Origin of the sequence: Sphingosinicella sp. (genome assembly GCF_052388015.1) — a bacterium.
GTDB lineage: Bacteria > Pseudomonadota > Alphaproteobacteria > Sphingomonadales > Sphingomonadaceae > Allosphingosinicella.
Window position 1 is genome coordinate 1 of the sequence record NZ_JBQTIN010000075.1, and the last position, 15,153, is coordinate 15,153.

A 15,153-nucleotide genomic window follows, 5' to 3' on the forward strand; every position below is an offset into this window, starting at 1 on the left:
GACGCCGAACACAGCGCCGATATCGACGAACACGGACGGCCTGAGCCCAAGATCGCGGACCGCCGCGCCCAACGGACTTTCGAGCTCGGCGCGGGCCAGGTAATAGGCCCGGCCCCCGACCGCGTCATCGGTGAGTTGCTGCGGATCGGTCGACAACGTAAAGCTGGTCGGCGCGCCCGTGGTCGCGTCGCGCTCGACGACATAAGGGACGCGTTGTACGCGCGGGCCGACGCCGCGAATGTCGAAGCCGCGGATCTGCGGGCTACCGAGGAAGAAGCGGTCGGTCAGCCGAACCGGGTCGATCGTCGGGGTGCCGTCCTCGAAGCTGTGGATGTAGCCGCCTTCGGCGCTGATCGAGAAAATGAAATTGTTGAAGATCGTCCAGTAGCGGGCGGCGCTGAGCCGCGTGCGCAAGTAACGCACGTCGCCGCCGAGGCCGGCGAAATCCTGGCTGAGCAGGGCCCGCATGCCCCTGGTTGGACGGATCGAATTGTTGAGCGTGCTGTAGAGGATTGAATAGCCGATGCTCGAGGTCAGCCGGTTGCCGATTGAATCGCACAGATAGCGTCCGGCGATCAGCGGATCGCAGGCGGCGGGCAGCGGCCCGGTCCCGTCGGGATCGCTGAAATAGAGGTCCGGATTGAGCCCGACCTCATCATAGTTGAGGCCGTAGCGCAGCGCGAGCGAGATGTTCTCGGTCAACGGCACGCCGACGCGGACCTGTCCGCCGGTCGAAACCTGCTCGAAAGTGGTCGTGCGCTGGCTGCCGATGAAGTTGAAGCTGTTAAGATCGCGCCGGAACAGGTCGAAGCCCACCGCGATATTGCGGTCGAACAGGTAAGGTTCGGTGAAACCGAGCTCGGCCGACCGCGAATAGGTCGACCAGTTGACGCCCGCGCGCAGCTCCTGGCCCCGGCCCCTGAAATTGCGCTGACGGATCGACAGGCTGAGCAGGAATCGCTCGATGCTCGAGAAGCCGGCCGACAATTGCAGCTCGCCGGTCGCCCGCTCCTGCACATCGACGCCGAGCACGACCCGGTCGGGCGCCGAGCCCTGCTCCTGGCGGATCTCGAGATTGTCCTGGAAGAATCCCAGCGACTGGATGCGGTCGCGTGATCGGCGGACGCGGATATTGTTGAAGGCGTCGCCTTCGGCGAGACGGAACTCGCGGCGGATGACCTCGTCGTGGGTGTTGGTGTTGCCCTGAATGTCGATGCGCTCGACATAGACGCGCGGCGTCTCCGCGACCCGGAACTGCACGTCCATCGTGAGCTGCTCGCGGTTGCGGGTGAACTGCGGTCGCACGTCGGAGAAGGCGTAGCCGAACAGACCGGCCAGCTCGTTCAGACTGGTTACCGTGTCCTCGACCTGGCGCGCATTGTACCAATCGCCGGTCCGCATCGGCAGCCGGGCCCGCAGGGCGTCGGCGCTGAAGTCGCGAATGTCGCTCTCCACGGCGACATTGCCGAACCGGTAACGCTGCCCTTCCTCGATCACATAGGTGATGATGAAGTCGCGCCTGTCCGGGGTCAGCTCGGCGACCGCCGAGACGACGCGGAAATCGGCATAGCCCTGGGTCAGGTAGAATTGGCGCAGCTTCTGCTGGTCGAAGGCGAGCCGATCGGGATCGTAGGTCGTGTTGCCCCTGAGGGGGTTCCAGTTGGCTTCCCTTGTGGCCATCTCGCCGATCAGCTGGCCGTCGCCGAATTGCTCATTGCCGATGATGTTGATCTGGCGGACTCGGGAGCGCGGCCCCTCGTTGATCTCGAACACCACGTCGACGCGGTTCTGGTCGAGCTGCACGATCTGCGGCTCGACGCGGGCGGCATAGCGGCCCTGACGCCGGTAAAGCTCGATGATCCGGGCGACGTCCGCGCGCACCCGGCTGCGAGTGAAGATCTGGCGCGGCGCAAGCCGGATCTCGGGCTGGATCTTGTCGTCCTTCAGGCGGCGATTGCCCTCCAGCACGATGCGGTTGATCACCGGGTTCTCGCGCACCTGGACGACAAGGTCGCCGGTGTCGGCGCCGGCGATCTGTACGTCGGCGAAAAGTTCGGTCGCGTAGAGGTCCCTCAGCGCGCCGTCGAGCCGCTCCTGATCATAGGGCTCGCCGGGGCGGAGCGCCGTGTAGGAGAGAACCGTGTCCGGCTCGAGCCGCTGGTTGCCGGTGACCGTGATCGTGCGGATCGTCCGCTGCGGCACGACCGGCGGCGGCGTCACCTGCGCAACAGGCGGGGCCGGCGCCGGCTGGGTCTGGGCGAAAGCGGAGGTCGTGAACCCGCCGAGCATGGTTCCGACCAGAAGTGCCGCGCACAGCCGCCGACGCTTCGGAAAAGCCTCAATCGAAGTCACGCATTCCGCCCTTATGGATAGTGAGGCCGGCGCGCGAGGCCAGCCATGCTCCCTGTCGGCGTCCGCCCTGCCCGATCATCGTCACCCGATCAACCCACCTAGCCCGGTAAAGAGCCCAAAAGAGGCCAAGTCGTTGAAGGTAACGAAGATCATCAGCGCCAGCAGCACGGCCAGCCCGGTCCGGAACGCCCATTCCTGGGCCTCGGGCCTGAGTGGCTTTCGCCTCACTCCCTCAATCGTGTAGAACAGCAGGTGCCCGCCATCCAGCAACGGGATTGGCAAGAGGTTGATGAATCCCAGATTAATTGAAATCAGGGTCATGAACTGAATGAAATAGAGCCAGCCAAGACTGGCCTGCTGGCCGGAAAACTGGGCGATCTTCAATGGGCCGCCCATTTCCTGCAGCGAGCGCTCGCCACGGATCAATTGACCGAGCGTCGTCACCATCATCCGCACCGTCTCTCCGGTTTCGACGATGGCCGCTCCGACGATCCGATGCGCCGGAAGACTGACGACTTCCACCGGCGGTCGTTCCAGTCCGATAACACCAACCCTGCCCTCGTTGCCGAAGCGATCGCGTCGGACGTCGACGCGCGGCGTCACGTTGAGCGTCAGCGGCCGACCGCCGCGTTCGATATCGAACCGCATTGGCTGGCCCGGCCGGATCCCGATATAGGTGATCATGTCCTCAAAGCGGCCAATTTCGCCGCCGTCGATCCGCAGCACCCGGTCTCCGGCCTGGAAGCCCGCCGCTTGCGCGGCGCTTCCCGCCCTGATCCCTGCCGCGACCGGCGGTGTCTGGAGCTGGCCGTAGCTGGCGAACAGGATGATATAAACGAGGATCGCGAACAGGAAGTTCACCGCCGGCCCTGCCGCGACGATGATGAAGCGTTGCCAGACAGGCTTCGCCTGGAATGTCTTCGAACGCTCCTCGGCGGGCAGCGCCAGCCACTCGTCGCTCGGCGTCGAGGCCGGGTTCATGTCGCCGGCGAACTTCACGTAGCCGCCCAGGGGCAGCCAGCCGACCTTCCAGCGCGTGCCGATCTTGTCGGTCCAGCCGAGGATCTCGCGGCCGAAGCCGATCGAGAAGGTCTCCGCCTTCACCCCGAACCAGCGGCCGGCGAGGTAATGGCCCATCTCGTGGATGAAGATCAGCGGCCCGATGACCAGGAAGAAGGCGATGACCGTGTAGATGAAACCGGGGCTGCTCAATGCGCGAACTTTCCTATGAGGTCGGTGGCCGCCCGACGGGCCTCCCGGTCGATCTCCAGCACGGCGTCGATCGACCCCGGCGCCCCAGGTGCGTAGCCGGCCAGCACCTCGCCGACCAATGTCGCGATATCAAGGAAACCGATCCGACATTCAAGAAAGGATGCGACCGCTATCTCATTGGCCGCGTTGAGGATGGCCGGCTTCGCCCCACCCTCCGCCAGGGCAGCCTTGGCGAGCGCCAGCGCCGGGAAGCGTCCCAAATCGGGCGCCTCGAAATCGAGCCGGCCGGCCGCGGCCAAATCAAGCCGCTGGCAGGGCGTCTCCATCCGCTCCGGCCAGGCAAGCGTGTAGGCGATCGGCACCCGCATGTCCGGCGGCCCCAACTGGGCGAGCAGCGAGCCATCGACATATTCGACCAGGCTGTGGACGATCGATTGCGGATGGACGACGACTTCCAGCCGCTCGACACCGACCGGGAAGAGATGGAAGGCCTCGATCAGCTCCAACCCCTTGTTCATCAGCGTCGCGCTGTCGACCGAGATCTTGGCGCCCATCGACCAATTGGGATGGGCGACGGCCTCCGCCGGCGTCGCGGTGCGTATCCGCTCCAGCGGCCAGCTGCGGAACGGGCCACCGCTCGCGGTGAGCACGATCCGGCGCACCGTCTCGAGCCGGTCGGCATGCAGGCACTGGAAGATCGCATTATGCTCGGAATCGACGGGCAGCAGGGTCGCGCCGTGGCGGCGGGCGGCCTCGGTCATCAGGGCGCCCGCCGAGACGAGGGCCTCCTTGTTGGCGAGCGCGACGATCTGTCCGCTCTCCAGTGCCCGCATCACCGGGCGCAGCCCGGCCGTGCCGACGATCGCCGCCATCATCCAGTCGGCGCCCATGGCGGCCGCCTCGACGATCGCCCCCTCGCCGCCCACGGCCTCGACGTCCGTTCCCGCCAGCGCGTCGCGAAGGCGCAGCAGGTGCGCTTCGTCGCCGATCACCGCCCGGCGCGGCTGGAATCGGGTGGCCAGCTCGATCAGCCCATCGATATCCCTGCGCGCGGTCAGCGCGACGATCTCGAACCGCTCGCGGTTGCGCTCGATCAGGTCGAGGGTCGAGCGACCGACTGAGCCGGTCGCGCCGAGGATGGTGACACTGCGCATCGTCAGGCGGTCCAGAACCCTGCCATCAGGACCAGGGTCGTCGCCAGCGCCGCGGCTAGCAGGCCGTCGAGCCGGTCGAGCACCCCGCCATGACCGGGCAGAAGGCGGCCGCTGTCCTTGACCCCGGCGCGGCGCTTCTCCCAGCTTTCGTAGAGATCGCCGGCCTGGGCAATCAGCCCCATCGGCGCCCCGATCCAGAGGAAGAGCGGCTCCATCTCGAACCAGGTCGCGATCGCCCAGCCGGCCAACCCGGCGCCGATCATGCCGCCGATCAGGCCGGCCCAGGTCTTGTTCGGGCTGATCCTCGGCGCGAGCTTCGGCCCGCCGATCGTCCGGCCGGCAAAATAAGCCAGGATGTCGGTCGCCCAGGTCACGACGAACACCCAGAGCACGAGGGTTTCCCAGACCCATGACAGGCTGAGCAATGCGAATGCCGGAATGCCGATGTAGAGCACGCCCCAGCCCATCACGATCCGCCGGCTCAGTGCAGCCGCGATCACTGCCGGCGCAAGAAAGGCCGCGAAGCCCACCCAATTGTCCGCGAACAGGGCGCCGGTCAGATCGTCGGGAATTTCGTCGACCTGTTCGGCCGCGGCGTAGAGATATTCCGCCGCGCCGAGCAGCGTCGCCACCGCCAGCGCCGCCACAATCCCGGCCCAGAGGCGCGGCACCTTGTGCATATCCGCCCATTCGACCAGCATGAACACGGTCGCGGCGGCGACCAGGGCGCGGAACCACCAGCCGCCGAAGGTCGTCGCGACCAGGGCGACGCCGACCATCACCACGCCCATGGCGAAGCGGATCGGCAGATCGGATTGCGGGATCGGATCTTCGGCGTCGCTCACAGCCCGCCATACCTTCGCTCGCGCCGGGTATATTCGGCCAGCGCCGAGGCCATCGTCTGTTCGTCGAAATCGGGCCAGAGCGTATCGACGAACAGCAATTCGGCATAAGCCGCCTGCCAGAGCAGGAAGTTCGAAAGCCGCTGCTCGCCCGAGGTGCGGATCAGTAGATCGAGCGGCGGCAGCCCGCCGGTGTCGAGCGCGGCATCGATGCGCGCCTCGTCAATCTCGTCGGCGCCAAGCTCGCCCGCGGCGACCTGCTCGGCGAGCCGCCGTGCCGCGCCCACCAGCTCGTTGCGCGAGCCGTAATTGAGCGCGATGGCCAGCGTCATCCGGCTGTTGCCGGCCGTCTTGGCGATGGCGTTGTCGACCATCCGCGCGACGTCGCTCTCGAAGGCATTGTGATCGCCGAGCACCTTCAGCCGGACGCCCTCGCGATGGAGGCTGTCGAGCTCGCGCTGGACGTAGAAGCGCAGCAGGCCGGTGAGATCGGCAATCTCCGCCTTCGGCCGCCGCCAGTTCTCCGAGGAAAAAGCGTAGAGCGTGAGGCACTCCACCCCCGCCTCGCCCGCCGCGCGCAAAGCGCGCCGCGCCGCCTCGGCACCGGCGCGATGGCCGGCCACCCGGGGCAGCCCGCGCGCCTTCGCCCAGCGCCCATTGCCATCCATGATGATGGCGACATGGCGAGGAACGGTGCCCGTCTCCGGACCGGCTGTGGCCGGCGCCGCGCTCACTTCTGGAGGATTTCCCTGTCCTTGGCGGCGAGGACGTCGTCGATCTCCTTGATCGCGTCGTCGGTCAGCTTCTGGACCTCGGCGTCGAGCCTTTTGTGCTCGTCCTGGCTGATTTCCTTCTTGTTCTCGTCCGTCTTGAGCGCGTCCATGCCGTCGCGGCGGACGTTGCGGACCGCGATCTTCGCCTTCTCGGCATATTGGTGGGCCAGCTTGGCGAGCTCCTTGCGACGCTCCTCGGTGAGATCGGGGATCGGCAGGCGGATATGGGTGCCGTCGGTGACCGGATTGATGCCGAGGCCGGCATTGCGGATCGCTTTCTCGACCGGGCCGACATTCGACTTGTCCCACACCTGCACGGACAGCAAGCGCGGTTCGGGTACCGAGACGGTGGCCACCTGATTGAGCGACATGTTGGCGCCGTAAACCTCGACCTGGATCGGATCGAGCAGAGCGGTCGACGCGCGGCCGGTTCTGAGGCCGCCCAGATCGTGCTTCAGCGCCTCGGCCGCGCCGTGCATGCGGCGCTTCAGATCGTCTTTGTCATAGGCGGGCATCCCACTCTCCCTCGCTCCGCACGATCGTCGCCATGCCGTCGCCGGCGAGCACCCGCGCGAGATTGCCCTGCTGGCGGACGTTGAAGACGACGATCGGGATCTTGTTGTCGCGGCACAAAGCCACCGCGGTCGCGTCCATCACTTTCAGATTGTCAGAAAGGACATGGTTGTAACTCACTGTATCGTAACGTTTCGCATCCGGCATCTGTTTGGGGTCGGCATCGTAGACGCCGTCCACGCTGGTGCCCTTGAACAAAGCGTCGCAGCCCATTTCGGCGGCGCGCAAGGCGGCGGCGGTGTCGGTGGTGAAGAAGGGATTGCCGGTGCCGGCGGCGAAGATCACCACCCTTCCCTTCTCCATGTGCCGTACGGCGCGGCGGCGGATATAGGGCTCGGACACCGTGGCCATCGGGATCGCGGAGAGGACGCGGGTGTCGACGCCGATCTTCTCGAGCGCGTTCTGCAGTGCCAGCGCGTTCATCACCGTCGCCAGCATGCCCATATAATCGGCGCTCGCCCGGTCGAAGCCCTTGGCCGCGCCGGCCAGCCCGCGAAAGATGTTGCCGCCGCCGACGACCAGGCAGAGCTCGTGGCCCTCCTTGGCGGCGCGGATTTCCTCGGCCAGGCGGGCGACCGCCTCGGGCTCGATGCCGAACTGGCCCTCGCCCATCAGGGCCTCGCCCGAAAGCTTCAAGAGGATGCGGTTGAAGCGCGGGCGCGGCATAGGGCTCGGCGGTCCGTTCAGGTCAGGGTGGCGGGTAGCGCGCACCTTAGAGAGAGCACGCCACCCTGCCAAGGCGTTCAGCCGACCGGTTCAGCGACGTTTTTTTTAACGCCCGAAACCGCCGCGACCTCGGCGGCGAAGTCGTCGACCTTCTTTTCGATCCCCTCGCCGAGCTGGAAGCGGACATAGGATTTGAGCGTCATATCGGCGCCGAGCCGCTTCGCCTCGGCCGCGATCACATCCGCGACCTTGGTCTTGTTGTCCATGACGAACAGTTGCGAGAGCAAGGCGTTCTCCTTGCGGAACTTGGCCATCGCGCCCTCGACCATTTTCTCGACGATCTCGGCCGGCTTGCCGGATTCGCGCGCCTTCTCCGTGGCGATGCCGCGCTCGCGCTCGACCAGCTCGGCGCCCAGCTCGTCGCCGGTGAGCGCCAGCGGGTTGGCGGCCGCGATGTGCATCGCAAGCTGCTTGCCCAGCGTCTCCAGCGCCGCTTTATCGGCGCCGCTCTCGAGCGCCACGAGCACGCCGATCTTGCCGAGGCCGGGCCCGGCCGCATTGTGGACGTAGGAGACGACGACGCCGTCGCTCACCTCGACGCGGGCGGCGCGGCGCAGCGACTGGTTCTCGCCGATCGTCGCGATATTGTTGGTCAGCGCCTCGGCGACGGTGCCGCCGCCAGGATATTGGGCACCGCCCAGCTCGTCGATGTCGTTGCCGGTCGCCAGCGCGATCTGGGCGACGTTGCGGACAAAGCCCTGGAACTGCTCGTTCTTGGCGACGAAATCGGTCTCCGAATTGACCTCGACCGCGGCGCCCATCGTCCCCTGGACGGCGACGCCGATCAGGCCCTCGGCCGCGACCCGGCCGGCCTTCTTGGCGGCGGCGGCGAGGCCCTTGGTGCGCAGCCAGTCGATCGCGACCTCCATGTCGCCGCTGGTTTCGGCCAGCGCCTTCTTGCAATCCATCATGCCGGCGCCGGTGCGCTCGCGCAGCTCCTTGACGGCCGCGGCGGTGATCTCAGCCATATCTTCTATCCTCTTGATTCAACTCCCCTCCCGCTTACGGGAGGGGTTGGGGGTGGGAATGGGCCAGACTCAGCGGGCCCACCCATCGATCCCCTCCCCGCATGCGGGAGGGGAGGAAGCTTAGCCTTCCGCTGTCTCCGCGGTCGCGGCGTCCGTCGTCGCGGTCTCTGCCGCCACCGGCTCCACCAGCGCGGCTTCCGCCGGCGGCTCGTCCTGGGCGCCGATATCCTCGCCGCGCTGGGCCGCGCCGCCCTGCTTGCCGGCGAGCACCGCCTCGGCGATCGCGTCGCAATAGAGGCGGATCGCGCGGCTGGCATCGTCATTGCCCGGGACCGGGAAGGCGATGCCCTGCGGGCTGACGTTCGAATCGAGGACCGCGACGACCGGGATGCCGAGCACGTTCGCTTCCTTGATCGCCAGCTCCTCCTTGTTCGCGTCGATCACGAACATGAGATCGGGGATACCGCCCATGTCGCGTATGCCGCCGAGGCTGAGCTCGAACTTGTCGCGCTCGCGGGTGAGCTGCAGCACCTCCTTCTTGGTGAGGCCGGCGGTGTCGCCCCCGAGCTGCTCCTCGAGGCTCTTGAAGCGCTTGATCGAGTTGGAGATCGTCTTCCAGTTGGTGAGCATGCCGCCCAGCCAGCGGTGGTTGACGAAATGCTGGCCCGAGCGGCGCGCCGCCTCGGCGATCGGATCTTGCGCCTGGCGCTTGGTGCCGACGAAGAGAACCTTGCCGCCGCTCGCCGCGGTCTGGCGGACGAAATCGAGCGCGCGCGCGAGCAGCGGCACGGTCTGCGACAGGTCGATAATGTGAACCCCGTTCCGCTCGCCGAAGATGTACGGCTTCATCTTCGGGTTCCAGCGATGGGTCTGGTGGCCGAAATGCGCTCCGGCCTCGAGCAATGCCTGCATGCTGACGTCGGTGGACGCCATATCGTTTCTCCTTCCGGTTATGCCTCCGCAGGGCCGAGAACCCGCCGTCGCCTAAGCTGAAGCGGGCACCGGTATGGTGGCCCTGCGTGTGGGATGGCGGCGCGCTTAGCCGCGACCAATCCGCAAATCAACCCCTCGATCGGCTATTGACATTAGAACATAACAAGAACATAAGCATCGTCCGCGCGGCACAGGAACCTCCACACCGTTGCGGAGTTAAGCTGTGGATAAGAAGGGGAAAAGCTGTGGCTCAAATGTTGACGGGCGCATTCTTCGCCGGCCTGCTGGTCGTGCTGGCCGTCATTCTCGAGCAGATCGTGAAGGCCCGATGGGCCGAGATCGCCGCAGCGCTCAGGGGCGAGGCGCTTCGTCCGGCGCGCCCGGCGGCGCCGCGGCAAGCGCGGCGCGCTGCCGCTTGACGCGCGCATAGCTGAAGACACTGAACGGGATCAGCACCAGATAGATGATCGCGACGACGCTCAGCGTCTCCCATGGGGCGGTGATCAGCGCGGCCCCAGTCAGAGCGATCCCAACGATGGCTTCGAGCCGAACGTGCCGCCTCAGGCGCAGAGACCCCCAGGAAAAGGTCGCGATGCTCGAAATGAGCAGGAAGGCCGAGAACGCCGCCCAGGGCGCCACGACGCGATAGTCCTGCAGCACGGCCCATTGCCGGTCGCTCGCGATCCACAGGAACATCGGCAGCAGCAGCAGCCCCGCCCCCACCGGTGCCGGCACGCCGGTCAGAAACCCGGCCGATTTGTGCGGCTGGTCCTCGATGTCGATCCGCGCGTTGAAGCGCGCGAGCCGGAGCGCCATGCAGGCCGCATAAGCGATTGCGAACAGCCAGCCGAAGCGGGGCCAGGCGTGCAGCGACCACAGATAGACGATGATCGCCGGCGACACCCCGAACGCGATCACGTCGGACAGCGAATCGAGCTCGGCGCCGAACCGCGTCTGGCCGCGCAGCGCCCGCGCGATCCGCCCGTCCATCCCGTCGAGCAAGGCGGCGGCAATGATCATGATGATCGCGCTCTCCCAATCGCCCGCGATCGCAAAGCGCACCCCGCTGAGGCCCACGCACAAGGCGAGCGCGGTCACCGCATTGGGAACGACGGCGCGTAAGGGAATGCCGCTGCGGGGAACCGCGCGCCGTTCCTCCCGCGGCGGGTTCACTGGGCGACGCCCTCGATCAATTCCGAAACGCCGATCCTTGCCACGATTGTCTCGCCGGCGATCGCCCGCTGGCCGAGCAGCAGCTGCGACGAGGTGCCGGCGGGCAGATAGACGTCGACCCGACTGCCGAAACGGATCAGCCCGACGCGCTGCCCGGCGACCACCCGATCGCCGGCCTTCACCCAGGGCACGATCCGCCGCGCCACCAGCCCGGCGATCTGCGTGAAGGCGACCTTGGTTCCGTCCTCGGCGACGACGAGGATGTGCTGGCGCTCATTGTCCTCGCTCGCCTTGTCGAGATCGGCGTTCAGGAACTTGCCGGCGATGTAGACGACCTTGCCGATCGTGCCTGCGATCGGGGACCGGTTGATGTGCACGTCGAACACGGACATGAAGATCGAGACCCGGATCACCGGCTCGCCGCTCATCCCGTCCTCGCCGCCGGTCAGTTCCTTGGGCGGCGGCACGGTGGCAATCATCGTCACCATCCCGTCGGCCGGGGCGATAATCAGCCCCTCCCCGCCCGGCGTCGTGCGGACCGGGTCGCGGAAGAACGCGGCGGTCCAGACCGTGACACCGGCGAACAGCCAGCCGAGGATGTCCCAGTCCAGCACCCACCACAGCAACGCGGTGATCGCGCCGGCGATGACGACGAACTTGCGGCCTTCGGGATGCACGCCCGGCATCCGGTAGCGGACGGTCGGCGTCGTGACGGCGTCCGGCTTTTCCAGTGAACTCATTCGCCGCGCTTTAGGCGCGGCGCAGCGACGAAACAACCGGAACGCCCGGTTGATCGACCGCGCGTCGCCGCCTACAGCCCCGGCCCGAACGCTCTAACAGGGAAAGCGCGAGGGGCATGGCGAAGATCGAGGTGAAGAATCCGGTCGTCGAGCTGGACGGCGACGAGATGACGCGGATCATCTGGCAATGGATCCGCGAGCGGCTGGTCCTCCCCTATCTCGACCTCGACCTGATCCATTACGACCTCGGCATCGAGAATCGCGACGCGACCGAGGACAAGGTCACGGTCGAGGCGGCGAACGCGATCAAGCAGCATGGCGTCGGCGTGAAGTGCGCGACGATCACGCCGGACGAGGCCCGGGTCGAGGAGTTCGGCCTCAAGAAGATGTGGAAATCGCCGAACGGCACGATCCGCAACATACTGGGCGGCACCATCTTCCGCGAGCCGATCGTGATCGACAACGTGCCGCGCCTGATCCCGAGCTGGACCGACCCGATCGTCGTCGGACGCCATGCCTTCGCCGACCAGTATAAGGCGACCGACTTCGTCGTCCCCGGCCCCGGCAAGCTCACCATGAAGTGGGAGGGCGCGGACGGCCAGGTGATCGAGCATGAGGTGTTCGACTATCCCGGCGGCGGCGTCGCGATGGGGATGTACAATCTCGACCAATCGATCCGCGACTTCGCCCGCGCCTGCCTCAATTACGGCCTGGTCCGCGAATGGCCGGTCTATCTCTCGACCAAGAACACGATCCTCAAAGCCTATGACGGCCGCTTCAAGGACATCTTCCAAGAGATTTTCGACGCCGAATTCAAAGCCGAGTTCGATAAGCGCAAGCTCACTTACGAACACCGCCTGATCGACGACATGGTCGCGTCGGCGTTGAAGTGGTCGGGCGGCTACGTCTGGGCGTGCAAGAACTACGAAGGCGACGTGCAGTCCGACACCGTCGCTCAAGGCTTCGGCTCACTCGGCCTGATGACCTCCGTGCTGATCACGCCAGACGGCAAGACGATGGAAGCGGAAGCCGCGCACGGCACCGTGACGCGCCACTATCGCCAGCATCAAAGAGGTGAGCCGACTTCGACCAACTCCGTCGCTTCGATCTTCGCCTGGACGCGCGGCCTTGCCCATCGCGGCAAGCTAGACAACAACCAGAAGCTCATCGACTACGCGCTGCTCCTGGAAAAGATCACGGTCGACACGCTCGAGTCCGGCAAGATGACCAAGGACCTCGCCGTCCTGGTTGGCGACAGTAAAACTTGGCTCACCACCGAGAATTTCCTCGACGCCATCGCCGACAACGTCGATCGCGCCATGGGCAAAGCGTGATGCAATGAGCAAGCGCCGCTCGTCGCTCACGGGCAGCTGGAGCGGCGCTTATCGTTACGCGTTCGGACACGAAACCGTCTTCAACGCACAGATCGAAGAAGTCGGCGGCGCGTTCGTGGGTGCGACGCAGGAGCCAAACGAGTTTCTCGACTCCACGACCTCAGTGCTCAATGCCGAGATCGAAGGCGTGCGCAACGGTTCCGCGGTGACCTTCACCAAGTTCTACAATCACGAAGGCATCCGCCATGCGGTCCGCTACGACGGCACGGTCGACGAAAGCCTGTTGCGCATCGAAGGCAAGTGGACCATTCGCAAAGACACGTCGGGCACATTCTTCATGACGCGCGACGATGACGGCGAAGCCGCCGAAACTGAAGAGCGCGCCGATGCAGAGATCCGCAAATGAACATTCGTCTCGCCCGCCCCGATGATCGCGCCGCCTGGGAGCCACTTTGGGCGGGGTATCTGGAGTTCTACAATTCCGAACTCCCGCGCGCCGTCACCGACACCACATGGGCGCGCTTCCACGATCCCGCCGAGCCGATGACATGCCTAGTCGCCGAAGATGAGAACGGCGCCCTCATCGGCTTCACACATCTCGTCTTCCATCGCGGCACCTGGTCGGTCGGAGATTTCTGTTATCTCGAAGACCTCTTCGTCGCCGAGCGGGCACGCGGCCGCGGCGCCGCCCGCGCGTTGATCGAAGCGGTCTATGATTTTGCCGACCAACGCGGCGCTGAGCGCGTCTATTGGCTGACGCACGAAACCAACACAGTCGCGCGCAAACTCTACGACCAAGTCGCGCGCCATCTCGGCTTCATTCAGTACCGGCGCTAACCGTTAGCCTTTGAACGGCGGCGTCGGCCGCCACGGGTACGGTTGAGGTAAATCCTTCGACACCTTGTCCGGATAGTTCGGCGTGCGCTTTTCCAGGAACGAGGTCACGCCCTCTTTCGCGTCGCCTGCTTGCCCGCGCGCCACCATCAGCCGGCTCTCCAGCCGGTGCGCTTCCATAGGATGGTCAGCATCAAGCATGTCGAGCAACATGCGACGCGCCAACGCCACTGACACCGGCGCGGTGTTGTCGGCGATCTCGCGCGCGAGCGCTTGCGCCGCTAGCAGCAACTCATCGGGGGCATGCAGCGAACGCACCAGCCCGCGCTCTTTGGCCTCTTCGCTCGTGAACACACGGCCCGTCATCGTCCATTCAAGCGCCGTCGATACTCCGACCAAGCGCGGCAAGAAATACGACGACAACGTCTCCGGCACGATCCCCCGTCGTGCGAACACAAAGCCCATCTTCGCGCCCGGCACGGCGAGGCGAATGTCCATCGGCAACGTCATCGTCGCGCCGACGCCTACCGCCGCGCCATTGATTGCCGCGATCACCGGCTTCAGGCTTTCATAGATGCGAATGCCGACCTGCCCGCCGCCATCGCGCGCGCGATCGGGATCGAACTTGCTCGCCCCGCCATCGCGTTGCGCCAGCCGCTTTTCGTAATCGAACGTCGCCCCGCCCGAACCCAAGTCCGCGCCGGCGCAGAACGCGCGGCCCTCGCCGGTGACGATCACAGCACGCACGTCGTCGTTGGCGTCGGTCTCGTCGAAGCCCGCGATCATGTCGCGCACCATCTGGTCGGTGAACGCGTTCATCCGGTCCGGCCGGTTGAGCGTCATCGTCGCCACGCCATTGGCGACTTCAAGTTTGATGGTTTCGTAGCTGGACATTGATACGGCTCCGCAATGAACCGTCAGGCTAGCGCTCAGAGCCGCAACAACTCAACCTCTGCCGCTTGGTAAGGGTCGAGCTTGTAGATCATGTGATGATGGATCGCGACCAGCGAGCCGGCGCCCCAATCCTCAATAAGTTCAGCATCATCGCGCTCACGCGCCTGCCACTGCGAACCGTCCTCGCAGATCAGCACTTTGCCGCGCGCCAGCACCGCGTCGATCGTCGACACGGCGCCCGACTGTACACCGGCGCCTAATCCGACTCGGAACACGGAGAGAATCGCGTCACGTTGCTTGTGCGAGAGTCGGCCCCAATCGAGCCGCTCAAAAAGCTCTGGTCCAAGATAAGCGGCCAGCGCGTCGTTCTGTGTCATCCGGGCGTCCCCACAACCGAATCGAGTCGCCCAAAAGCGACTGATTTGGTTTCCGAGACGTTACTGACTCGAATTGAGTCCTAAAGCGCCAAACGCCAGATGAAGTCGCGATCGGCGACGCGGCCGACCATGAACTTGTGTTCTTTCACGTGCTCGAAGCCGTAGCGTTTGTAGAACGCCTGCGCCCGCGTGTTGTTTTCCCAAACGCTGAGATACATCAAGCGCGCGCCCTTCCCGCGCGCCCACGCGAGGCCATCGTCCATCAGCG

Annotated in this window: 17 protein-coding genes; 3 read left to right on the forward strand and 14 right to left on the reverse strand. The window is 65.7% G+C overall.

Translation table 11 applies throughout. From position 1 onward, the window contains the following. The 11 genes from bamA to ACT4N3_RS06435 form a co-directional block, all read right to left on the reverse strand. Positions 1-2,289, reverse strand: a 2,289-nt coding sequence (gene bamA, locus ACT4N3_RS06385) for an outer membrane protein assembly factor BamA (protein ID WP_444854390.1), incomplete at its 3' end; no start/stop codon positions are given. 144 nt (positions 2,290-2,433) lie between these two features. Then, positions 2,434-3,564, reverse strand: coding sequence for an RIP metalloprotease RseP (rseP, locus tag ACT4N3_RS06390; protein ID WP_444854374.1), 1,131 nt, complete (start codon positions 3,562-3,564; stop codon positions 2,434-2,436). Further along, a complete protein-coding gene (locus tag ACT4N3_RS06395) occupies positions 3,561-4,718 on the reverse strand; it encodes a 1-deoxy-D-xylulose-5-phosphate reductoisomerase (protein ID WP_444854375.1) in 1,158 nt (385 codons plus the stop codon). The genes rseP and ACT4N3_RS06395 overlap by 4 nt, the downstream gene beginning before the upstream one ends. 2 nt (positions 4,719-4,720) lie before the next feature. After that, positions 4,721-5,563, reverse strand: a complete 843-nt coding sequence (locus ACT4N3_RS06400; protein ID WP_444854376.1) for a phosphatidate cytidylyltransferase — start codon at positions 5,561-5,563, stop codon at positions 4,721-4,723. Beyond that, the gene (locus ACT4N3_RS06405) at positions 5,560-6,294 is read right to left on the reverse strand and encodes an isoprenyl transferase (protein ID WP_444854377.1); all 735 of its coding nucleotides are present in this window, start codon (positions 6,292-6,294) and stop codon (positions 5,560-5,562) included. The genes ACT4N3_RS06400 and ACT4N3_RS06405 overlap by 4 nt, the downstream gene beginning before the upstream one ends. Beyond that, positions 6,291-6,848 carry a ribosome recycling factor gene (gene frr / locus ACT4N3_RS06410; RefSeq protein ID WP_444854378.1) on the reverse strand — a complete coding sequence of 186 codons (558 nt, stop codon included), beginning with the start codon at positions 6,846-6,848 and terminating at the stop codon, positions 6,291-6,293. Before frr ends, ACT4N3_RS06405 begins: the two co-directional genes overlap by 4 nt. Continuing rightward, positions 6,835-7,572: a UMP kinase gene (gene pyrH / locus ACT4N3_RS06415; protein WP_444854379.1), complete on the reverse strand. Its 738-nt coding sequence runs from the start codon at positions 7,570-7,572 to the stop codon at positions 6,835-6,837. The genes frr and pyrH overlap by 14 nt, the downstream gene beginning before the upstream one ends. Positions 7,573-7,649: 77 nt before the next feature. After that, the gene (gene tsf, locus ACT4N3_RS06420; RefSeq protein ID WP_444854380.1) at positions 7,650-8,600 is read right to left on the reverse strand and encodes a translation elongation factor Ts; all 951 of its coding nucleotides are present in this window, start codon (positions 8,598-8,600) and stop codon (positions 7,650-7,652) included. Positions 8,601-8,720: 120 nt separating this feature from the next. Further along, positions 8,721-9,533: a 30S ribosomal protein S2 gene (gene rpsB, locus ACT4N3_RS06425; protein ID WP_444854381.1), complete on the reverse strand. Its 813-nt coding sequence runs from the start codon at positions 9,531-9,533 to the stop codon at positions 8,721-8,723. Positions 9,534-9,884: 351 nt separating this feature from the next. After that, positions 9,885-10,706, reverse strand: coding sequence for a CDP-alcohol phosphatidyltransferase family protein (locus tag ACT4N3_RS06430; RefSeq protein WP_444854382.1), 822 nt, complete (start codon positions 10,704-10,706; stop codon positions 9,885-9,887). Continuing rightward, a complete protein-coding gene (locus tag ACT4N3_RS06435) occupies positions 10,703-11,446 on the reverse strand; it encodes a phosphatidylserine decarboxylase (RefSeq protein ID WP_444854383.1) in 744 nt (247 codons plus the stop codon). Before ACT4N3_RS06435 ends, ACT4N3_RS06430 begins: the two co-directional genes overlap by 4 nt. Before the next feature lie 116 nt (positions 11,447-11,562). Here ACT4N3_RS06435 and ACT4N3_RS06440 point away from each other — a divergent pair, with 116 nt between their 5' ends. From ACT4N3_RS06440 to ACT4N3_RS06450, 3 genes are read left to right on the forward strand one after another with little or no spacing between them, the layout of a single operon-like run. Further along, positions 11,563-12,780, forward strand: coding sequence for an NADP-dependent isocitrate dehydrogenase (locus tag ACT4N3_RS06440; protein ID WP_444854384.1), 1,218 nt, complete (start codon positions 11,563-11,565; stop codon positions 12,778-12,780). A 4-nt stretch (positions 12,781-12,784) separates the two neighbouring features. After that, positions 12,785-13,186: a hypothetical protein gene (locus ACT4N3_RS06445; protein WP_444854385.1), complete on the forward strand. Its 402-nt coding sequence runs from the start codon at positions 12,785-12,787 to the stop codon at positions 13,184-13,186. Beyond that, positions 13,183-13,617, forward strand: a complete 435-nt coding sequence (locus ACT4N3_RS06450) for a GNAT family N-acetyltransferase (protein WP_444854386.1) — start codon at positions 13,183-13,185, stop codon at positions 13,615-13,617. Before ACT4N3_RS06445 ends, ACT4N3_RS06450 begins: the two co-directional genes overlap by 4 nt. A gap of 3 nt (positions 13,618-13,620) precedes the next feature. On the opposite strand, the gene ACT4N3_RS06455 is transcribed toward ACT4N3_RS06450, so the two are convergent. The 3 genes from ACT4N3_RS06455 to ACT4N3_RS06465 form a co-directional block, all read right to left on the reverse strand. Further along, on the reverse strand, positions 13,621-14,508 hold the full coding sequence (locus tag ACT4N3_RS06455) for a crotonase/enoyl-CoA hydratase family protein (protein ID WP_444854387.1): 888 nt from the start codon (positions 14,506-14,508) through the stop codon (positions 13,621-13,623). A 35-nt stretch (positions 14,509-14,543) separates the two neighbouring features. Next, positions 14,544-14,885, reverse strand: a complete 342-nt coding sequence (locus tag ACT4N3_RS06460) for a hypothetical protein (RefSeq protein WP_444854388.1) — start codon at positions 14,883-14,885, stop codon at positions 14,544-14,546. Positions 14,886-14,965: 80 nt separating this feature from the next. Then, positions 14,966-15,153: GNAT family N-acetyltransferase (locus tag ACT4N3_RS06465; RefSeq protein WP_444854389.1), on the reverse strand; the 188-nt coding region annotated here is incomplete at its 5' end.